Here is a 20,160-nt window from a genome sequence, read left to right as displayed (position 1 = left end):
GCTGAAGATGCGCTCGCCCCGCGAGTTCATCGCAGCTCAAACCGCAACCGGCTGAGCGTCCGGTGAAATGGGGGCAAAGCCAGATAGCTGGGCAAAACCTGTGTCTTCCGTTGTGAAATAGTGTATTCCACTTCCGCAGAGCGTCACAGACTTGGTGGTAACTACACTTTCCCAAAGATTCTTTGGCATGAATGAGGGTCACTAACTGCTCACGCCCTATACGATTTATTTAACGGACTGGTCTGCAGAACGGATTCATAAGTCAAAGCGCATAGCGAGCGGCAGAAAAAGGTTTGCAACTTAGAGGAGATATCCCTCATATAGCTCGCATAACTCTGCAGGACCGTGACCCACGAGTGACCAAATGACCCGATTAAATTCTCGCCAAGAGGCTTTCTGCCAAGAGTACGTGATCCGAAAGGATGCGAAAGCATCAGCAATCGCTGCTGGATATTCGGAAAGCCGGGCGAAGCAGACGGGGTTTGAACTACTCCAGTACGACCATATCATCTCCGAAATCGCTCGATTGCAGGCGATACGTGACGTTGAATTCGGAATGACGGCCGCTGACGTGCTGCGCGAGATCGTCATCGTCGCCCTTGCCGATATTGGGCAGATGCTGACCTGGGGCATGGAGGAGGTCTTCGATGAAGGCGGGCTGCCTCTCACCCTGCCGAACGGCAAGCCTGTCATGCGCCCTGTATGCCACCCGATCTCTTCTCAACAGATGACCGAGTACGAGCGCCGCGCAATTAAGTCCGTGAGCGTATCTAAGGACGGTACATTCAAATTCGAGCTTCACGACCGGATGAAGGGCTTGGAGCTTCTTGGCCGGCATCTGGGACTGTTTGACAAAGACAACAAGCAGAAGGGTGAGGCTAGCGCCAACAATGCCCTCGCCGCGCTGGTCGCCGCAGCACAGGGCACGCCCCTGATGCCCAACGCGATGACCTACGACAACTGAAACGGGACACAGACCTCTGCCCCGTAAGCGAGCAGACGCTATCAGACACGGACAAAACCGTGGCAAAAACAGCGGAGTATTGGGAAGGGTGTTGATTTCCACCCAGAACTGATGGGGTGGAAATCAACAACTAATCGTCAAATAAACGTTCTCTTGGGTGGCGGGTTGTACCTAGGGTTTTAAAATTCGCGAAAACAACTATTTAGGTTGATGAAGTCTAAAGTGACAGATCGCCTTAAATCTGTTTACTTGGTGGTGCGTCTCGGTCAACGTAAAGAGTATTTCCGATGGAAGTCTGGATTCCGCTGCTTTCGGCCTTCATGGGTGCCTTCAGTGGCCTCTTGGCAGCGCTCATACCGCTAAGAGCGCAAAGCGCAAAATTTGCGCGGGAAATCGAATTTCAAAGAGAGAAGCTAGAACGCGAGCTTGCAGCGGAGAGACAGGCCCTTCTCGCCGAGTTTGGCACAGAGCAATCCGTCGAGACTGCGATCAGTCACCACTTAGGTATATCTGAGTTTCCGTATCGAAGCTTTCCCATGATACGTCATCATCTCGGGGGCTTCGAAAGCAACGAGCTGCGACGCCTGCTCGTGCGTGCCGGAGCCGTCCGGTTCATGGCGGCAGATGAAACGGAACTATGGGCGCTGCGGGATCGAGTTGCAGACGATTACCGCCGAAGTAGATGGAAGCATCCAGATGCACCGCTAAACAAGGTCACTGACGATCATCTGTTCCCCGGTGCTTTTAACGATCCGACGCAGTTTTAGACTCACCTTTGGCTGGAGGTTCTAACCGAGCCAGAAGCTACTGCTTTCGTCCTATATATTTTTGATAGGAGCACACATCATCCGTCGCCACGGTGCTTGTGAAAGGCTTTCGCGACATTCTACTCTCGGTGGCCGTCGCGCCAGCGCGTCTCGTCGGTAAGTGATATCGACGCAAAGGTCGTTCGCATGTTTTTCAAGCGGACGAGCCATTCGACAAACTCAAGATACCTGTCCGCCAACTCTTCTCCCCGGAACTTCAGGGCGCCTCCCGGATCCTTTGTCGGAGGTGTCATGTCCAGACGGATATGCAGGGAGGTCTGCCCGGGATCGATATCTGCTAGACGTTCGACCTCGTCGATCAGCACGAGCAGAAGCTCCACGGTCGTGGCAAGAAGCGTATTCCCATAACGGCAGAACCAGTAATCCTCCACGACGAAAAGGGAATGAAGCTGGAGGGAGATGTCGAACATGACCTCGTCCCCGCAATCCAGAGTACGGCTACGATATCGAACGCCCAAAGCGCCACGAACTGGTCCAGACATGATATCCCTGACAACCAAGGTCTGCGCATACCAGCCATCCACGAACATGGCCCGAGGAAGGTAATTCTCGAAGGGTGGGAACCGGCTATGACAACCCTCACATCCAACGCAGCTGTCGTCCTGACAGGCGTCTGTGTGGGGTGTGGTTGACCAAGCGATCGCGAGCTCCGCGTATTCCTTCGGTTTGCTCACGAAGTGAACAAGCCGCTTCTCGAAACCGTCGACGAGATGCTGATGCTGTCGCCCGTATGAAAGTGCCCTGACCTGCTCAAGGGTGATGTCGATCCGAAAGTCGGCCGGGATCGGGGTCCGGAGGTAGTTTATCGTCATGGTTCGGATCGACATGCCATTGAAGAGATCTGATCCCTCACGCTTACGACGGGCATGCTGCGAAGTCGTTAAGGAAGCCCGTCGCTGAAGCAGCGATGTGTCGATCTCGCCGCAGTGCGCTACTGTAATCTGCGAGGCTTAAAGCGTTTCGGCTTTAACCTGATACATACCCTGCGGCGTGTAAGTAATTCCAGCACTCCTGGGTTGAGAACATGTTGCAGATGTTGCCGAGGGCTTTGAACAGGTCATCGAAGGTCCGTGCGCCGATCTTGCGGAGTTGCGCCGTCAGCTTCGAGAATGCCTGCTCGATGGGATTCAGGTCTGGCGAATAGGGCGGCAGATAAAGGAACCAGCATTTCGCAGCCCGGATGGCCTCAGCGGCTTCGACGTTACGATGAGTGACAAGGTTGTCGAGGATGACGGCCGTGCCTGGCGTCAGCTCCGGAGCCAGAACATCGCGAATATAAGTCGCGAAGGCGGGACCATCCATCGCGCCTTTGATGACCCAGGGCGCGATGAGCCCTCTAACCCAAGGCCTGCGATGAAGGTTTGCGTGCCCCAGGCACCGAAAGGCGCGTCCATCCGAAGCCTCTGGCCGCGCCGGGCGCGCCCCCGCAGCCGGGTCAGGTTCGTCTTCACGGAGGTTTCGTCAATGAACACCAGCCGTTCAGGCTGCCGCCGCATGGGGGCATGCGCCGTTCCAGCCACTCACGGCGCGCTTGTCTTATGCGGGCTCGGTGCTGTTCGGAGGTGACCAACGATTTTTTTTATAGCTGAAACCAAGCCGCTTGAGCAGTGCTGCAATCGAGGAATGATGCACCTTTACCCCCTCGGCCATGGCCAGGGCATCAAGCAATTCGAAGAGCGTGATGTCCGGGCCCTGAGCGACCAACTCCTCGAGAAAGGCCTGATGTGGCGCAAGCTTCCCGCCCCCGCGTGGCCGTCCTTGCGGCGCAGGCGCTGCCTCCCCTCGCTGCCAGATCGCCCGGGCCCAACGTGTTCCCGTCGCAGGCGAGAGCTTCAACCGCGAGGCGGCGGCTCGCCCGCTCAAGCCTTCTTCGAGATAAGCCTTGAACCGCGCACGCAACGCATTCGGTAACAGTGCCGACATGATCCATCCTCCCAGAGAAGGTGAATCACAAACAGGCCCTTTGGGGAATCCCACGACTCCGGTTTGCGCAGAAACGCTCTAGTGCCTGAACTGGCTCGGGGAGAGCATCAGCGCTAGGCAGAGCTGGCTGTCTTTCGGACCTCGCAATCTCCTTAAGGCGCTCGGGCAGCCTGCCCACACGGCCGGTGATCTCAATGCGGGCATTGATCTCCTAAAGTACGGCGGGCGTGATGGCGGTCACCGGGACCTCGAACCGCTCATTCCCTTTTAGTTGCGCATCAAGCTCATCCAAGGCGGCGGAATCACTTCTCATCGTCTGTCGAATGGCTAGGGGCGCTCCTGTCAGTGACTGCGATCTGCCTCGGGGGTGCCACAGCTCGTTTAGATCTACTCAACCACCTAGGCAGTGAATGACATCTTGGAACACGGCAGCGCATCCGGCAGGCCAGTTAGGGACGGGGCGTCTTTCCGCCCCGCCCCACGCATCACGTGAAGATAAAATCTTCAGCCCCAAGCTGGGTATGATCGAAATTCGACAGAGTGATGGTCACGTCGCCGAAGGAGACCCGTGCATCAGCACCCAGGTCGGCAATTCTGACATGGCCAAAGGTCTCAGCGCCACTGTCGATGACGATCCGGTCAATGCCATTGGCAAAATCGGTAATTCTGTCATTGCCGTCGCCCCTGGAGAACAGGAAACGGTCTGCTCCGATCCCACCGGTCAGGATATCGTTCCCTGCCCCACCTTGCAGACGATCGTTCCCTGTCTGGCCGAAGAGGCGATCATTGCCCGCCAATCCCGACAGAACGTCATTGCCCGATCCTGCAGTCAGGGAATTGGCTCCTGCACTGCCAATGATCCGGTCGTTGCCAGCACCGGTCAAGGCGTTCTCGACATTGCGGATCGTGTCCAGCCCCGCGCCGGTGTTTTGAGCGGCTGCTTGTGAGAGATTAACTGAAACAGCAGTGCCGGCTGTGAACCGGACCGTATCGTTACCAAATCCACCGTTGAGCAGATCGTTGCCCGAACCCCCTTCCAGAGTGTCGTTGCCCGCTTCGCCATACAGGCTGTCATTCCCGTTGCCGCCGTTGAGCATGTCGTTACCGCCGCCTGCAGAGAACGAGTTCGCTGCGCTGTTGCCGGTAAGCCTGTCGTTCCCAGAACCCGAGGTGAGGTGTTCGATCTCCTTGAAACTGTCTTGCCCATGCCCTGTGCTCTGGAAGCTCGTGAGGTTAAGATTGACAGTCACGTTCGTCCGAACATCATAGATGACACGATCTGACCCGGCGTCGCCAAGAAAGGCATCGTCAGCACCACTCAAGAACGTATCGTTGCCATCTCCTCCAAAGAGGATGTTGAAACCATTTCCACCATATAGGAAGTCGTCTCCAGCAAATCCGACAAGTGTGTCGTCCTCATAGGAACCAGTGAGCTTGTCGCTTCCGGAGAAAACGTAGGCCTGCGCGCCCCACGCATCGTCCCGGTCGATGAAGCTCTGAAACGTCGCAACGTCACGATTGATCCTCGTCGCGCTCACCCAGGTCGTTCCGTAATAACTCACGTCATAGCCATCAAGTCGGCCTTGAGGGTTGCCGTAGTTGTCATACCAGAAAGAGCCTCGATAGGTGCCCGCCAAGCCGCCGTTCTCAACGCGGATCGTCGTTGAATTTGCGACAGTTACGTAGCCGTACCACACGTCGGTACTGAGCATATCAAGAGCGTAGTTCGCTTTTAGATCGGCCACATGTGCCTCCTACGAAGGGCGGTCATTCAGGTGCTTTGGCGTCCCCTAGAAGGTGCGGAACGGGAAGCAACAATGAACGCTAAATATTTGGGGAACACCTTCTGGTGGACGAGCGACATCGACGGTTCTAGGTCCCTGTGTAATGGAGTTAAGAAATCCTATCCATTACAACTAAAGGAAATGGTAAATGACTGGGACCTCCTGCGCGATGCTGGAAGGGCCGCTTTAGGGTCGGCCTCGAGGCAAAAGAACGCAAAAGATTTTGGAAGAAGGGGACTTAGTGCTGCGGCCGGCGAGACCGGCCTCCCCCATGCTTGGCTTCAAGCCATCGCATTCCACCGGATAAGTTCAAAGACTCTAATGCAGTTGGCCACAACATTCAGCATGGCTGGAGCCTGCGGCGCCATCCATTAACATTGCTTCTTCTATGTAGTGGCCGTACCAAAAAAGCGCCTGCATTATGTCCCCGAGAGAGTCATGACACCCTTGGCGTACATAAGTGTCACATCCCAGGTGATTATACGGCCTCTTCCTGAACAGGTGCGGCCTTTGTTTTTGCCAGTCCTTGAGCGCATCGACGGGCGTTCGGCCCTTCAGCACTGATTGCGGGAGCTGACCGTTGTAGAGCCGGACGTAGCGCAGGATGGTCTGTTCGAGATCCTCGCCGCTGCGGAAGCGGTGGCTCTGCAGGACGTCCTCGATCCGGCCATTGAAGCGTTCGACCATACCATTGGTTTGCGGGTGCATCGGCGGGGCCAGGCGATGCTCGATACCGAGGTCGGCGCAGAGGCGGTCGAAATCGTGGTTGCCGGTGGGCCCCCGCCGGCGAAGTCCGAACAGACGATCGGTGAACTCCTTGCCGTTGTCGGTGAGCACACGGGTGATCGTCATCGGCGCGGCGCGTTCCAGATCGCGCAGAAAACGGCGGGCGTTGGCAGCAGTCTTGGCTGGGTAAATGCGCACGAAGACCCATCGCGTGGCGCGGTCGATGGCCACGAACAGATACCGGCGGCGGCTCTCGTCGGCCATCTGCGGCAGGTATTTCACGTCGACATGCAAGTAGCCCGGCTCGTAGGTCTTGAAGGCCCCGTGTGCAGGCCGTGGCAGAGCAGGCTTCAAGGCGCGCAGGTTGCCCACGCCATGCCGGCGCAGGCAGCGGTCCAGCCCGGAACGCGAAACATGCGGGTTCAGGAACTCCCGCACCACCGATAGCAGGTCATCCAGCGGTAACAGCAGCGACTTGCGCAGTGCCACTGCCACAGCTTCTTGCGCGGGCGTGAGCGTCGACTGAAGCCTGTGCGGCGTGTGGCTTCGGTCATGCACGCTGTCCCGGCTCCGCCACTTCCAGACGGTCTGCATGGAGATGCCGTAGCGCTCCGCCACCCTCCAGGCCGGCTCAGTGCTTGCCTGGATCGCAGCTCGTATTTTCGGTGTCGTTGCTGCCTGCTTGTGAAGAGAGATCAGCATCCTCGCCTCCCGTCCCGAAACTCGGCCAGGATCGATCTTGCCACGAAGAACGCGGTCCGGCGAGGGTCTATGTGATCATCCGGGATGGAACACATAAGGAGCAACCAAGAATGGGCGGTACGGTCATCCATCGAAGTCCGGTCGGTTGGAATGTAAAGGAAGGCAGCGGCATGCCGCAGGCCATGACTCCTGAAATTGCAGCCGCGATGAAGAGAGCCGCAGCCGCCCACCAAAAAAGGAAGGACGACCAGGTAAGGCGAGAGAGGGAGGTAGCTGGGGCCAAACGCGACAGGTTGGCTTACGAGAAGTTGAGCAACCTGGATAAAGCGAGCCTCCTGAGGGCAAACGTCACTACGACACGGGAGTGGCTGTCACTAATTGAGAGGATCTGGCCGCTTCTGCCAGAGGTGCAAAGGCCGCACTGCGAATGGATTCATTCCTTGCTCGAGAACAAACCAGAGCCAGCGCCGAAGATGCGGAAAGTAAATCATATTTCCCCGGTCACGGCAGGAACACCTTTGGGGAGCAGTTTGAGCATGACAGAGATGCTCCTTGTATTACAGGCAAAATACTCCTGATCAGTATGGCATACTAATTTTGCCATCCCCGATTGTCAAAAGGTGACGTCATTCTCAAGGCTCCCACCGCCTGCTGGGAGGCAGAGCAATTGAAATCTCATAGTCATAACCGTTCCAGTTGCGGAGCAACGCAGACAGCAGTCTGAGGAGAAGAAACATGTGTCAGCCAAGCCTGCGCGCCATATTCTGCACCTGTACCGGTGATGAGCCGCTCGGCTAATTACGTTGGGAGCTGTGGCGTTCTGAACGGGAGCTGCTTGTAGTTGGCTCACTCATGCCCCCCTCCCTCGACCATGAGCTCCTCGTTGATCGCGTGCTCCAAGATCTGAATGGACCTGATGCATTCGACACCGATCTAGGTTTCCGTGACGGCCACAAGCTGGTTCTGCACTAGCGCGAGGACGACTGTATGGAGTTCCGCTATGAGGGCCAAGGATGGGAAAAGTCGTGGGGGTCAGGCCTTAGGGAACAGAGTGAAGAGCGGCCTCTGGCATCGGGCCGGATGGAAGGCCGTCGCCGCTAAAGCGTTGAAATATGCTTAGACTAGAAGCCGTACCGCTTCCGGCTCATCTGGTAGGCTATGACAAAGGCAACCCGCAAGCCATTTATCCATCATGACGCGCCGCTTCAAGTGCCCGACCTCAGCAATGATCTGTTGCTTTAGCTGCTGAGGTCAGCGTGATGTATACTCTACTGGAGGGCCGCCTCCTGAGCTTCACTTTGTACCTCGTCCGTGATCGCCTGATAGACCAGCTGCATCACGTGACGGCGGTAATACGCCCGGCTCGGACCGGCGCGTTGGGACATCAACACCGCCACGAGATCGTATTCCGGGTCGACCCAGAAATAGGTTCCCCCATAGCCTGCCCACATGAACTGGCCTTCCGCGCCGGGGACGCTGGCGATGCCGTCGTCTTCGCGCACCATGACGCCAAGGCCGAACGTGTAGCCGGGCGATCCCATAAGAAGCTGGCCCGGACCTGCGCCCGGATCGATCTCGCCGAGGTGGTCTGAGGCCATGAGCCGTACCGTGGTGGGGCTCAGGATCCGCACGCCGTCAAGTTCGCCGTCATTGGCGAGCATCTGTGCAAAGCGAAGGTAGTCGCCGGCAGAAGAGACGGCTCCTGCGCCACCGGAGTCATTGGCGGGCCGCTGGCTCACGTCGATCATCGGCAAGGGCTCTTGGCTTCCCGGATCGGTGGCGAAGGGTTCGGCAAGCCGCGTCGCGGCGTTCTCGGGCACGTGGAAGCCGCTGTCCTGCATCTGGAGGGGGCCGAAGACACGCTCTTCAAGGAAATCGCCAAGTCGCTGGCCAGAGACCTTTTCGACGACCCGGCCCAGCACGTCCGTTGAAAGGCTGTACTCCCACTGGGTCCCGGGCTGTCGTGCGAGGGGCGCACGGCCCAGGCCCGCCACCTGTTCGTCGCCGGAGAGTGCGCGAGCGTCGAAGGCCATGCCATCGGGATTAAAGGCACCCGCTTCGGCATAGGCAGCCTTGACCGCCTCGTTCTGGGTCAGCTCGCCGTAAGCGAGGCCTGATGTGTGGCGCAGCAGGTCCTGAACCGTCATCGGGCGGTCGGTGGGCTCGGCCCCCTGCCCCGCATCGTCGCCGGTACTGACCTCCAGCCTTCGAACTCGGGCAGGAACTTGTGCACCGGATCTGCAAGCTGCAGCTTGCCTTCCTCCATGAGGATCAGGGCAGCGACGGACGTCAGCGGTTTGGTCATCGAGTAGATCCGGAAGATCGCGTCATCGACCATTGCTGTATCGGCCTCAGGTGCGAGTTCGCCGACCGCTGCCGTGTAGACAAGCTGTCCGTCGCGGGCGACCATGATCACCGCACCCGGCAGTTCGCCGCGGTCAACTTCGGCATCGAACGCTGTGCCGATGCGGTCGAGACGCTCGGAAGACATGCCTACCGTGTCCGGCTCGGCGGTTGGAAGAGCTTGTGCCCACGCTCCTGCAGCCGAAAGTGCGGCAGCACTCCAGATTGCCAGACCCATCATCAGCTTCATGCGGTTTCCTCCCCGTTCGGTGCCGTGCATCCGCCCCGAATTGCGTAGCCGCGGCGATGAGCGCCGCAGCCAGACGCCTCCTCCGCGCCTTGGGTCAGGCTAGCTGCGGCAGCTGAAGCGGTCAATCAGGAGGAAGTTCGTCGGCATTGGCTTGGAGGGCTATGCTGCGAGGACGCATATTGCGGAAGATCGGTGTCGAATGCCATCTACCACTTGAGGTCGTTACCACCAGTAAGTTCAATTCTTGCTTCGACAAGGGGGAGCTGACCAAAGTTCTCTTGTAAATTCGCGAGTGCTTGCAGCTGTAGTTAGATTAGCCAGCTTACCCATCACTCTTCTCGCATAATGTTCCTCTTTCATTTCAGTAGATCAGAAGAAGTGCGATGCGCCATGACCAGACACTGGACCCGCAAGATCACCGGATGCCAACGATTGGGTCGTTCTCTGGGATAGGATGGTTGTCGGGCGCATTGTGCGTGATGACCATCAGAGGAGCCGTCTCAGCCGCCCCCAGTGGGCGTGGTTGATCATCACCATACCGTTGGAGAATGGCTTGTCAGATTCAATGGCAGTGGCGCTGGAGGAGGTTCGTGCGCGAGCGTCGGACGAGTGGGATTACAAGCCTTATGGCTGGCCAGACGCCCGCATGTAATTTCTTGCCCTCCTCACTAGCATCTATCATTATCGGTCCTCTCCGCATAACCAAGGGTGGTCTTTTGCGTATGGGGGACATGTCATGCGTCCCCTATTTCAGCAACCTTCTTTTCTTCTCTTTCTTCTTCTTCATTGGCATTTAGAGCTTTGAACAGAAACAGAAATGTATCACTGAACCGTAGCTATTGGGTGCAAGCCCCGTAGAAATTGGGTCGTTCAGATGCTCGAACCCGTAGAAATCGGGTCGTAAAGCCGTAGAAATCGGGTCGTTCTGCGCCAGAGTTGGCGTTTTAAGCCCCCTGCCTTGTCAAGCGACCCGAAAACTACGGCTTTATCGCTTTCATTTGACCCGCAAGGTTCAGCCGTAGTTAAAGACATGACGCGCAGCTACGGTTTGACATGGAAAACGACCCGAAAACTACGGTTTCAACGCTTGCTTTACGGCCCTTCGGTGGCGAGATGCTCAAGCCTGCCGAACTGGTAGAGGTCGATGGTGCCGAGAAGCTGACGCTGAATGCCCGCCGTGCTTTCAACCTGTTGCTTCATAATGCTCATGGTCCGGACATGGCGATTCCCCATCAGCGATTTACCATTCCCCTGACTGCACTCAAGTTCTCGCACGCAGGCAACGAGCGCCTGGCGCAAGCGATCAAGTCCCTCATGCGGACCATCGTTACTATTCGCTCCCCTGACAGGGTCGAGCTGGTACCCCTTCTAGGCCGCACCACCATCGCAGATCGCAAGAACGACCGTGGCTATCTCACTTACGAGTTTGACCCGGTTCTGGTTGAGCTACTGCGCGACAGCCAGATCTTCGCCAAGCTGCAGCTTGACGTGATCCATGCGGTGTCCAGCAAGTATGCCTTGGCCCTTTATGAGATCGTCGCCAAGCGCGCACGTCTTTCGTACGTCCGATCCGAGACCTTCGAAATCGACCAGTTTCGCTCAATGTTGGGTGTCGAAGCGGGAAAGCTAGGAACCTATTCCAACTTGCTGAAATTCGCGATCCGGCCAGCTTTTGAAGAGGTGAATCGGTTGGCAGAATTCCATGCAGCGTTCGAACCAGTAAAGGTTGGCCGCAAAGTTGGCGCAATCAAGATCGCATGGGCCGTCAAGAGCCCTGAGGCACAGAAACTAGCATATGCTGAGCTTCATGGAGCCCCTGCCCTTTCGCCTAAGAGCACGCAGCAATCAATTCCCGGCTTGTTGGAGTGATCGCGCGATGAATTTTCAGAGCGGTAAATTCGGCACGTTAATACTCGAAAAATTGTTCACTCTGGCACGTGTACAAACTCATCTGCCCACAATTGAAAGCGCTGAAAATTTGTGGCTCACCCAATTTTCAGAGTTGAAAATTGAGTGCGCGGACACTTTGCCAATTGGCAACCCGGACTGGTGGAGATTTAGCCTGTCGCGTAAGCAAGCGGGAAATTGGTCACGTTACAAATTTCCCGCGCTGAAAATTGAAACCGTAGAAAATGGGTTAATTCGACAATGAAAACGATCGTCATCGCTTCACAGAAAGGTGGGGCTGGAAAGACCACCACGGCCATCAATATGGCTGTCGCCGCATCCCAGGATGGCATGAAGGTGGCAATGATCGATCTCGACCCGCAACGCAGCCTGCGCGGATGGTGGGAGGGCAGGGACGGCGAATGGCCCTCAATGCCTGATACGGATCCGGCGCCGGACAAGGTCAAGGCGGCGCTTCCCGCGCTGGCAAAGCACTTCGACCTGCTTGTGGTCGACACGCCCCCAGCTGCACCGGAGTGGCTCGAAAGTGTCATGGCAGCTGCTGACTTGGTGCTGATCCCCGTTCGACCCTCACCGCATGATCTGCGAGCCGTAGGAGCTACCTTGAAGGCCGCGAAGGCCGCGGGGTCGGACTTCGCATTCGTCCTCTCTCAAACCCCGCGCGCAAAGGTTACGGACGAGGCGGGGCGCGTGCTAGCCCAGTATGGGAAGGTCGCGCCCGTCAACTCGGTCATGCGTGTGATCTATGCCGAGACGGCTGCCACGGGGCAGGGGGTCACCGAGGCTGGGGATGCCAAGGCAGCGCAGGAAGCGCGCGACCTGTGGGCTTATGTACAGGGGCTGCTCAATGGCTAAAAAAGGTGGGTTCTCATTCGACGGCATGGTCGACCCGGGAGCAGATGAGCCGGTACCGATAGAGGGTGTCGAGCAACGCGGGGCAGGGGAGAGGCCTAAGCGTGAACCTAAGCCTGTCGAGAAAGCTGCACCGGCGCGCCGAGGGCGCCCGCCGAAGCCTCGTACTGCGACGGAGGCTCGACCGAGCTTTGGTCTCGATCCTGAGACACACGCGCTGTTCAAGATCTGGTTGCTGCGTCGCGGGGTTTCTATGCAGGACTATCTGGAGAAGCACATCTGCGATCTAGTGAAAGATGACAAGCTTTGAGAATTTTCAGCGCCGAATTTTTCAGAATTAAACGAGTTGTAAATTCTGAAATTCTATCAATAAGATGAAAAGCCTCGCAGCGTTATGATCGCTGCGAGGCAAGTACAGATGATGAGGTCCCCTAAGGGACCTGGTAATCATATCTGCGGCAAAATGAATTGTAATCCATAATCAACTGATGCCCCAGACAGCGGCAGATTTCCCACCGCCATCCGTTCCCGCTCCGTCTGCAGCCGATACCCACACCTTACCAGATCGTTCCGTCGCCCGGCCTACCATGCCTTGCAGGGCCAACTGCAGCTGCCCTGCTGGCGCGCTGCGTTGACGGTCTCGATCCGATGGGGCAGGGGGCGTCATAGGACAGGCTGATGTTGCTGCAATCAGATAATATGAGCTACAGCGCGTGCGGCGCTAGCCAAAGACCTCATGCTTCGCGTAGAGGTATGTCCTGAGCCGGTAGCGATAGCATCCCCAGCTTCTCAGCCTGTGCCAGCAGCATCTTGACCGACGAGGGCTGCCATTTGCTTCGCCCACGGGGCGTCCTCTCCCGCATCTTCTCCAGACGGTCGCAGACTGCCTGCAGGGTCATGTGGGGATCAGCCCCCTTTATCGCAGCCACGATTGCCGGCAGACGGTCATCGCCAACGCGTCGGGCGGCACGTCCGAGTACCTCCTTGGGCAGGAAGCCGTCACGAACATAGGCTCGCACAGCCCTCAGGAGCCGCGGCTGTGTCCATTGTCGGTTCTGGGGCAGAGATGCATTGATGATCCGCAGGATATCCTCCCAGGCCATGTGTGGGCGCAGCTGCGTACATGGGGAACCCAGTCCGCTGCAGTCTGGGCAACGCGCTCCATATAGCCGTCATGCCGCGCCAAGCGCACCTTGCGAAGCGCCTCCGGGTTTCGGGCACGCAGCCCGGGATTTCCGCCAATGCGGCCTTCGAGACGGGCGCTGGCCAGTCCCGCCTTGGTGCGCTCGCGGATCAGAGCCCGCTCGAACTCGGCCGCAGCACCGAGCACCTGAAGCGTGAACTTCCCCTGGGGCGATGCCGTATCGATCGGATCCTCGATCGAGCGAAAGAACGCGCCCTTCGCGTGGAGCTGCTCGATGATCTCCAGCAGATGCGAGAGGGACCGAGCCAGTCGGTCGATCCGAACGACGACCAGCGTGTCTCCCTTACGGATACCGTCCAGGACGCTCGTCAGGACGGGGCGGGCGCGATTGCCTCCGGAGCCGTGCTCCTCGCGAATAACCGAGCAGCCTGCGGCTTTCAAAGCCTGGGCCTGCGGCAGCAGTGTCTGATCATCCGTAGAGACGCGGGCATAGCCAATCAGCGGCATAGAGGGCCACCTTCCAAAATTTGGATATTCCAGTAAACGACCGTTTGTAAACAGATGCAACGCCAATGTCTGCTGCAGCTGTAAGGATGCCCAGATCGTTTGCGCTCAGCAGGAGACGGAGTTTGGCGCCTTCATACGCTCTCTGGGCCGTATTCTAAGGCTGTCGCTATCTCACCTGCGTCAGCGGCAGGATGACGAAGATTTTTGACTCATTATTAAAAGTACTAGGCAACTGTAAAATACTGCGCTTATGCTAAATGTTGATCGACATAGTTATGGATTATCAGATGGATATCGGGTCTCGTCTTCTGAGTGCCGAGACCCATGCAGCCAGGGTGGAGGGCATCCTTCTCGCCGACCCCGCCCTGGCTGGATTGTGGCGGATGGAGACAAGCCTTCTGGAAGCCGCCGCCTCGGTCGGGCTCGAAGGTGAACGGATTTCGACACAGGGGATGGTACTCCGTCTGACCAGCGGCACGGCGGTGGAAGAGGATGCCCGGGCGGTCGAGATGGCCCTGAAGCTTCTGACTGTCATCCGCCGGCCCGGAGACCCGTTTGGCGCGCCGGTCGCGGCGCTGCGCCGGATCGAAGCGGCCTCTGCACCCATCGGCCAAACACGCGACGAGGGCGATCGTCTCGAGGATGCGGAGCTGCCCCTGGTCGTGGAGGCCGGTCGCACCTGGTCCCATGTTCCGATCCTGGCAGGATGGCGTGCGGCGGCCAGCTATGCCTTCCGTTCCCGGCGCAGCAGCCCGGTGGCCGAGCGGCTCGTCTTCATGGCCGTGGAGGGTGCCGCGCGTCACCTGCAGGGACTGTCTCCCGATCAGAGGGCTGGTCGCGATGAGGTTGATGAGACGGCAGGGGGCCTGCTCATGCCGGCGACTGCCGGGTGGATCGTCCCGCCATCCGTGTCGCTGACCCGCAATGGCTTCCGGGTCTGGTCGCCGATGACCGGGCTGGCCACGTTTCTAGAGGCAGCCACGCGGAGCCTCTCTCATGACCTCGGCCACTTGGGGACCCTGCGCCATGAGTTGGCACGTCTTACGGCCATGACGTCTTCTGCGCATGGCCGGTCGCGCCTTGTCGACCTGATCACCTATCTGAAGGCGCAGCCGGTGATCAGCTCGGCGATGGTCATGGATCATCTGGGTGTGACACGCCGAACGGCCCTGTCGCTGATCGGCGAGCTCGTCGAGGCCGGCTGTCTTAGCAATCTCACCGCCCGCGGCACCTCCCGGTTCTGGGCGCTGCCCTCCCTCGCCGCGCGGATGGGCCATGCGGGAGGGGCAGGGGCCATTCGTGGCGGTATTTTCGCCGACCGCGAGGGGCCGCGCGGACACTTGAAGCCAAGCGGTCAATTGGATCGGCTTCGGGAGGAACGTGACGAGGGCCAGCTCGACCGGATCATGGCGAATCTCGATACCGCGATGTCGGGCGTGGATGATGTCGTGCGTCGGGCGGGGGGCCCGAGACCTCGGGAGAAGTAGGAAAAGCTGTACAAACGGCCGTGGAAGCCGAACGATAGCCAATACTAGTTGTCGCGTAGCCCCTAAATGTGATATATGAAATTAAATAAAGTCAAGGTTTATGCGCTACCGTTAAACATGACACGTTGCCCTCAAAGGCAATGTTTTTGCCTATAAAACGTAGATAAAGCGCGACCCGATAATTGCTGAAAATTTAAAAATTCCTTTGGGCGTAGATCAAATCTCATCTTTAAGGGCAAAAATGACGGTGAACGCGGGGCGTGTCAGATTTACGGGCTACGCGACACCGGTCAACCGGATGCCCAAGGCATCGAAGAATTTGGTATTTACCCAAGTTTAAGCCTAATCTAGAAACGAATAACTGGCCAATTGTCAAAACAGAGGTGGGCCATGTACGCGATCAGTCTTACATTGTGCGCGCTCGTTTTTGCTGCCATGCCGGTGTTCTCCGTAGCGGCAATCTGCGACGAAGACCCCTTCGACCTTGTCGTTGATACCGGACGGCTTTCTGACGATCCCCGCCATTTTAATTGGTTTCTCGACGGGGCGGATCGTAATCGGGGCGCGTCGACCGGTCTGCTTGAGCCGCTTTTCACTACCGATCCCCGCACCGGCAAGACGGTCGGCTGGTTGGCGACAGAGGCCGAATGGATCGAGGAGGGCCGGCTTATAAGGCTACACCTGAGGCGCAACATCCGCTGGTCGGACGGCACCCCCTTCAAAGCCCAGGATGTGGCTTTTAGCTTGGGTCTAGTAAAGGCACATCCGTCGCTCGACGGCCTGCATGCCGACCAAATTCGTGCAGCCTTATTAGAGGTGAAAGTAGAGGACGACCGGCATCTGCTGCTGACATTGCATCCAGGCCATGAAGACTTTGTCGATGAAATCCTGACTGCGGGGGCGACCGACGCCTTTGCGATCGTGCAAAGCCAAGCATGGCAGGGCGTCGACCCGTCCTCGGCGGATGTACCTGCCCCAATTGGTACTGGTCCCTACATGCTAGACATGGCCAACGCCGACCATGTCTTGTGGCGGCGCAATCCAGATTGGTGGGGCGCGCGAACCCGCTGGTACGCCGCCCCCAAGCCCGAGCGCTTGGTCTGGCGCAGCATTGCCGCCGACGAAATTCGCGCATGGCGGCTGACTCGCGGCTGCTCAGACATCGCGAGCGATTTCTCTCCCGGTTTGATAGCCGGCCTCACTGAGATAGCGCCGGCCACCCTGCGCGGCGGGGCAGAAGAGCACCGGCTCTGGAGTGAAGCAAACTGGACCGGGCTGTTCGACGGCGGAGCCGCGACAGCGCTCAGCCTCGGTACGCAGATGTCGCAATGGGCGCTTTATGGATTGCAGCCCGTGAATGAAAAGATGTTGACTTTGCGTCACCGCTAGCTGACCGTTTCAATTAGTTCTTTCGGCTTGCAGGGGCGGCTCTTCGAGAAACGATAAATCGGTCGTAAATTCCGCACGCTCCATTTTAAATAGTATTCGCGTCCTGTGAGGTCGTGCCTCCGATGATCACCTCGGATAAATACCCACACGTTGAAAGATCTAGATCCGCATTTACGCTTACCCGTCGCAACTTTCTCGGTGCCATTGGAATGGCGCCACTTGCGTCGGCGGCGGCGTATGTCGAGACTGAACCATTCGATGATGTGCGCGTAGAATTTGTACAGGCGACCGAGTCCAAGACCGGGCGTGAGGTCCTTGACATCGTCCTGATCCAGCGCCTCGCAACCTCCGAGGGCGAGGCTGTCCTATCAGCCTACCACCGCATCTGGCGGTTGCGGGCAGAGGCCTTTGGACCTGAAGCCCGGTTTGTACTCGATCCGCCGCCATCGCGGGCTGAGGCGCTGGGACCTTGGCAAGTCCGCATCGCCAGTGTCTCATATGCTAGGCTACGCGGGCGTGAGCTATCGCTAAGCTTCCGAATCATACCGCTTGTTGTTGATGGGAAGACCCGACAGCGCTTGGTTGTGTCAATGAACACCACTGTCTGGAGTTCGCAGAACGGACCGACCAGCGTCAACATGATCCGCTTTGCGGCAGTGCGGCCGGTGCCCGGCATTGATCCTAGCTTGGTGGTATTCCGCAACCTCGTCGCCCCTGAGGCTTCGGCCTTTGCGCCGACGACCTTGGACTCCGAACTGTTTTTTTTCGGATGGACGTTCCTGTCGCGCGGATTGTTAATACCGCTCGGCTGATGTTCAACGGCGCGGTCAGCGCAGTGCGTGACGCCACCGGCAATCCCGACATCTTGTTTAGCCGGGATCTGCACTGGCGCGTCGAGGCGCCAAATGGCAATCTCGCGGCTCTTGGCGGGCGCGCGCGGCTGTCGCGGCTTGACGTCTGGTGGCCGACGGACCGGCCCGCGGATCAGGTTGCGGACGCCGCACCGCTGTTCGGCAAAGGCACGATCCTTAATGAGTCAAACGGGATAGACGAGGTCGAGATCGGCGGCGGAGGCGGGCCCGTAGCCCGGCTCACAGTACTTGACAAACAGCCGTTACGGCTGCGTTCTCAGCCACCGCGCAACCGCGACCCCGAGGCCAGGCAGGTTGGTGAGATTGAGACTGAGACGGTTCTTTCCGGCCGCTGGCGGTTGGAATCGCTCGCCCATCGTGGGCCCGAGCGCAGCCTAGGCCGTCTACCACTGCTCGAGGGGTCGCTGTTGGAGCGGATCTCGGCGCCGGCAGTCTCCAATTCGATCAATTACGCTGCCCAAGCGGGTACAATCAGCTTTCAGGCGTTCTACGCCCAAGCTGGTACAAGGGCAGAAAGGACCGCGAGCCCGATAGGGCCATTGGTCACGGTTGCAATCGGGGAGGCCGGTGATCGGCCGCGCCAGGACAGCGTCAATGACGGCTTTCCGGCGCGGCGGGATTGGCCAATCCAGCTAATCTGGGCTTGGGGTCCAGAATCGGAGCGGGCAACCGCCGCACGGCCCTACGCACATTTCATGGAACTTGCGACGGCGATCACCAAGGCCGGGCTACGGCTAGAGGGGGCAGACTACAGCCGTTTGGACTTTAACGACACCGAAGTGAGGGTGTTCTATGCGCTGACTCCGCCCAGCATTCCACCACTTGGCAGCTATATCGACCTAGGCGCGGGGCAGGGTGCCGAAGTAGCGCGCTTGGACATGGCAAGGGCTCGACTGCGCGTCAGCCAAGGCCATAACCTGCTATCGCTGCTATTTCGGTTCTCAGATCTAGCGCTGTCATTCCGAGCGGGGGCGCCTGAGATCGTGGCTTTCAACGATCGCTGCGAGATAGGTACGCGGCCCACCCGCGAGACTGGCGAGCTTGGTGTGCACGACACCCGGCCGACGCTGGTAGTGGAGTTTCCGCCCCAGCACTTGTTCGAGGAAGTCAAGTTCCGCCCTGACCTGATCCCACCACCCGATACCAAGATCGGATTCATGGTTATTGCGGTTAAAGCCACTGGAGCTGTGAAGAAGGTCGAAGGGGAGAGTCTGCCAAAACTGTATCAGGAAACAGCGACTGACATTACTTTCGATCCAGACAATCGAGCGCATGTCGTCGACGCGCTCGCCGCAATGCGTCGGCGGAGCGGCAAGCAGGAATGGATGCTCCGGAGCTGGATCCGTCACCAAAAGCGACTTGACCCGGCCTTCCGGTCCTTCGGCTACAAGGTCGAAGCGGAACTTAAAAAGTTAAAAGTTCGGGCCAAGCTGCCGCCACAGCAGACCCTTTATATTGGGCCCTTTGCGCTCGATGTGGATGCGCTGCATATGGTGCGCAAGGTCCATGCGGACAACTATACTGCGATCGCCCGCGAGTTGACTGAAAAGATGTTCGTCACCGTCAGCCAAGTGCGCGACGATCTTGAGCTTCCTGAGCCGAAAACGTTTCAGGAAGCGCTAACCCAAGAACTGCAGGTCCAAGCTGAAATTCCGCAATATCGCCTGTTCCGTGACTTATACCGCGATATCATGGCCAAATCTCTTTTTTCTGAAGGCGGCACCGGACTGAGGCCAGGCGATATTGCAGAGGGCGGGACACCGGGCGAGCTAGAATTCATATTCGCGGCACAGACGGGCCAGCCTGCTTCACTGGCGACCCCAAAGCGTCAGAGCCGCGCCCAGCATGTCGTACGCGAGTTTCCCAAGAGCCTTATGGGGGTCGAGGAGCTGGGCGGGCCGATGCGCGCGCGGCTGTCGGGGCCGTCGCGCCTAGCATTCCGAGTCAATTGCCCTGACGGAATCGCAGCTGCGCGGGCCCAGGCTGAGGGGCTTGACCTTCCCGAAGATTCGGCCGAGCGGCTGCCTGAGCGACCGCTGAAGTTCGACCTCGAGACCCTGACCACTTTCCGTGGTATGGAACTCGCCGTGACCCGGCGCGCGAGATCGTGCAGGATCCGGGCCAGTTGGGGCAGATCGGGTGGCGCACGCCGCGGGTGTCAGACACTACGCCCTCGGCAATGCTGGCCCATCTGGGCTTCGATCTGCGGCCCAACGCCACCGTGGCCGAACGCTTGGCCGAGGTGGTGCGCACGTTGCGTCGGCCAAGCCCGCTTGAGACGGCAATCGAGTTACCGGCCCGGTTGATTCTGTCGCCGCATCAGTATGCTGTCGTGCTGACACCGGGCGTGGCCGATCCTGACATCTACGACTTGACGATCGGCGATTCGTGCCAGAGCTTGACAGGCCCAGCCCCCGGAACCTGCACCAAGACGCTGTGGTCGGCCAAGTTCGTTACCGGATCCGACGGACTAGGGCTCGAT

Annotated in this window: 14 protein-coding genes and 3 pseudogenes; 10 read left to right on the top strand and 7 right to left on the bottom strand. The window is 58.5% G+C overall.

Translation table 11 applies throughout. The features are described from left to right. The first annotated feature begins 364 nt into the window (after positions 1–364). Both TY51_RS03395 and TY51_RS03390 read left to right on the top strand, forming a co-directional pair. A complete protein-coding gene (locus TY51_RS03395; RefSeq protein WP_042245868.1) occupies positions 365–964 on the top strand; it encodes a terminase small subunit in 600 nt (199 codons plus the stop codon). Positions 965–1,251: 287 nt separating this feature from the next. Further along, positions 1,252–1,731, top strand: a complete 480-nt coding sequence (locus TY51_RS03390) for a hypothetical protein (protein WP_042245865.1) — start codon at positions 1,252–1,254, stop codon at positions 1,729–1,731. A gap of 119 nt (positions 1,732–1,850) precedes the next feature. Here the strand turns inward: TY51_RS03390 and TY51_RS22460 are convergent, their stop codons facing one another. From TY51_RS22460 to TY51_RS03370, 4 genes and pseudogenes are all read right to left on the bottom strand, one after another. Next, positions 1,851–2,201, bottom strand: a complete 351-nt coding sequence (locus TY51_RS22460; protein ID WP_197054625.1) for a hypothetical protein — start codon at positions 2,199–2,201, stop codon at positions 1,851–1,853. A 556-nt stretch (positions 2,202–2,757) separates the two neighbouring features. Next, positions 2,758–3,714 (bottom strand): annotated as a pseudogene (locus TY51_RS20765) (IS630 family transposase). 485 nt (positions 3,715–4,199) lie between these two features. Next, positions 4,200–5,459: a calcium-binding protein gene (locus TY51_RS20040; RefSeq protein WP_052649726.1), complete on the bottom strand. Its 1,260-nt coding sequence runs from the start codon at positions 5,457–5,459 to the stop codon at positions 4,200–4,202. 501 nt (positions 5,460–5,960) lie between these two features. Further along, positions 5,961–6,926 (bottom strand): annotated as a pseudogene (locus tag TY51_RS03370) (IS481 family transposase); the annotation flags it as partial. A 110-nt stretch (positions 6,927–7,036) separates the two neighbouring features. Between TY51_RS03370 and TY51_RS03365 the strand changes: the two are divergent. Next, positions 7,037–7,504: a hypothetical protein gene (locus tag TY51_RS03365; RefSeq protein WP_156117860.1), complete on the top strand. Its 468-nt coding sequence runs from the start codon at positions 7,037–7,039 to the stop codon at positions 7,502–7,504. Between the two features lie 690 nt (positions 7,505–8,194). Here TY51_RS03365 and TY51_RS03360 read toward each other — a convergent pair. Together TY51_RS03360 and TY51_RS23920 are read right to left on the bottom strand one after the other, a co-directional pair. Continuing rightward, positions 8,195–9,073 carry a serine hydrolase gene (locus TY51_RS03360; RefSeq protein WP_052649724.1) on the bottom strand — a complete coding sequence of 293 codons (879 nt, stop codon included), beginning with the start codon at positions 9,071–9,073 and terminating at the stop codon, positions 8,195–8,197. Further along, positions 9,070–9,519 (bottom strand): serine hydrolase, encoded by a 450-nt coding sequence (locus TY51_RS23920; protein WP_052649722.1) that lies wholly within the window; start codon positions 9,517–9,519, stop codon positions 9,070–9,072. Before TY51_RS23920 ends, TY51_RS03360 begins: the two co-directional genes overlap by 4 nt. Before the next feature lie 1,053 nt (positions 9,520–10,572). Here TY51_RS23920 and TY51_RS03350 point away from each other — a divergent pair. The 3 genes from TY51_RS03350 to TY51_RS03345 are packed head-to-tail and all read left to right on the top strand — an operon-like array spanning position 10,573 to position 12,282. Then, a complete protein-coding gene (locus TY51_RS03350) occupies positions 10,573–11,388 on the top strand; it encodes a replication initiation protein (RefSeq protein ID WP_081994686.1) in 816 nt (271 codons plus the stop codon). Positions 11,389–11,395: 7 nt separating this feature from the next. Then, positions 11,396–11,671 carry a hypothetical protein gene (locus tag TY51_RS21640; protein WP_197054624.1) on the top strand — a complete coding sequence of 92 codons (276 nt, stop codon included), beginning with the start codon at positions 11,396–11,398 and terminating at the stop codon, positions 11,669–11,671. Further along, positions 11,668–12,282: a ParA family protein gene (locus tag TY51_RS03345; RefSeq protein ID WP_042245851.1), complete on the top strand. Its 615-nt coding sequence runs from the start codon at positions 11,668–11,670 to the stop codon at positions 12,280–12,282. Before TY51_RS21640 ends, TY51_RS03345 begins: the two co-directional genes overlap by 4 nt. 731 nt (positions 12,283–13,013) lie before the next feature. Here the strand turns inward: TY51_RS03345 and TY51_RS03340 are convergent. Then, positions 13,014–13,930 (bottom strand): annotated as a pseudogene (locus tag TY51_RS03340) (recombinase family protein). 275 nt (positions 13,931–14,205) lie between these two features. On the opposite strand from TY51_RS03340, the gene TY51_RS03335 reads away from it, so the two are divergent. The 4 genes from TY51_RS03335 to TY51_RS03320 all read left to right on the top strand — a co-directional run bounded on the left by TY51_RS03335 (position 14,206) and on the right by TY51_RS03320 (position 19,984). Continuing rightward, entirely contained in the window at positions 14,206–15,417 is a 1,212-nt protein-coding gene (locus tag TY51_RS03335) for a helix-turn-helix domain-containing protein (RefSeq protein WP_197054623.1), read from the top strand. 390 nt (positions 15,418–15,807) lie between these two features. Next, positions 15,808–16,806 carry an ABC transporter substrate-binding protein gene (locus tag TY51_RS03330; RefSeq protein ID WP_042245845.1) on the top strand — a complete coding sequence of 333 codons (999 nt, stop codon included), beginning with the start codon at positions 15,808–15,810 and terminating at the stop codon, positions 16,804–16,806. Positions 16,807–16,928: 122 nt separating this feature from the next. Next, complete coding sequence (locus tag TY51_RS03325) at positions 16,929–17,618, top strand: hypothetical protein (RefSeq protein WP_156117858.1); 690 nt, start codon at positions 16,929–16,931, stop codon at positions 17,616–17,618. After that, on the top strand, positions 17,576–19,984 hold the full coding sequence (locus TY51_RS03320; RefSeq protein WP_156117857.1) for a hypothetical protein: 2,409 nt from the start codon (positions 17,576–17,578) through the stop codon (positions 19,982–19,984). The genes TY51_RS03325 and TY51_RS03320 overlap by 43 nt, the downstream gene beginning before the upstream one ends. The last annotated feature ends 176 nt before the right edge of the window (positions 19,985–20,160 follow it).

It is taken from the genome of Paracoccus sp. PAMC 22219 (assembly GCF_000787695.1).
Lineage (GTDB): Bacteria > Pseudomonadota > Alphaproteobacteria > Rhodobacterales > Rhodobacteraceae > Paracoccus.
Note: the sequence above shows the minus strand (reverse complement) of the source record. Positions and strands in the feature narration are given on the sequence as shown.

Bases quoted from the DNA above. Each gene is read 5' to 3' on its own strand.
- TY51_RS03395 (WP_042245868.1), top strand. From the start codon at position 365: ATGACCCGATTAAATTCTCGCCAAGAGGCTTTCTGCCAAGAGTACGTG.
- TY51_RS03390 (WP_042245865.1), top strand. From the start codon at position 1,252: ATGGAAGTCTGGATTCCGCTGCTTTCGGCCTTCATGGGTGCCTTCAGT.
- TY51_RS22460 (WP_197054625.1), bottom strand. From the start codon at position 2,201: ATGTTCGACATCTCCCTCCAGCTTCATTCCCTTTTCGTCGTGGAGGAT.
- TY51_RS03365 (WP_156117860.1), top strand. From the start codon at position 7,037: ATGGGCGGTACGGTCATCCATCGAAGTCCGGTCGGTTGGAATGTAAAG.
- TY51_RS03360 (WP_052649724.1), bottom strand. From the start codon at position 9,073: ATGACGGTTCAGGACCTGCTGCGCCACACATCAGGCCTCGCTTACGGC.
- TY51_RS23920 (WP_052649722.1), bottom strand. From the start codon at position 9,519: ATGAAGCTGATGATGGGTCTGGCAATCTGGAGTGCTGCCGCACTTTCG.
- TY51_RS03350 (WP_081994686.1), top strand. From the start codon at position 10,573: ATGGAAAACGACCCGAAAACTACGGTTTCAACGCTTGCTTTACGGCCC.
- TY51_RS21640 (WP_197054624.1), top strand. From the start codon at position 11,396: ATGAATTTTCAGAGCGGTAAATTCGGCACGTTAATACTCGAAAAATTG.
- TY51_RS03345 (WP_042245851.1), top strand. From the start codon at position 11,668: ATGAAAACGATCGTCATCGCTTCACAGAAAGGTGGGGCTGGAAAGACC.
- TY51_RS03335 (WP_197054623.1), top strand. From the start codon at position 14,206: ATGGATTATCAGATGGATATCGGGTCTCGTCTTCTGAGTGCCGAGACC.
- TY51_RS03330 (WP_042245845.1), top strand. From the start codon at position 15,808: ATGTACGCGATCAGTCTTACATTGTGCGCGCTCGTTTTTGCTGCCATG.
- TY51_RS03325 (WP_156117858.1), top strand. From the start codon at position 16,929: ATGATCACCTCGGATAAATACCCACACGTTGAAAGATCTAGATCCGCA.
- TY51_RS03320 (WP_156117857.1), top strand. From the start codon at position 17,576: ATGGACGTTCCTGTCGCGCGGATTGTTAATACCGCTCGGCTGATGTTC.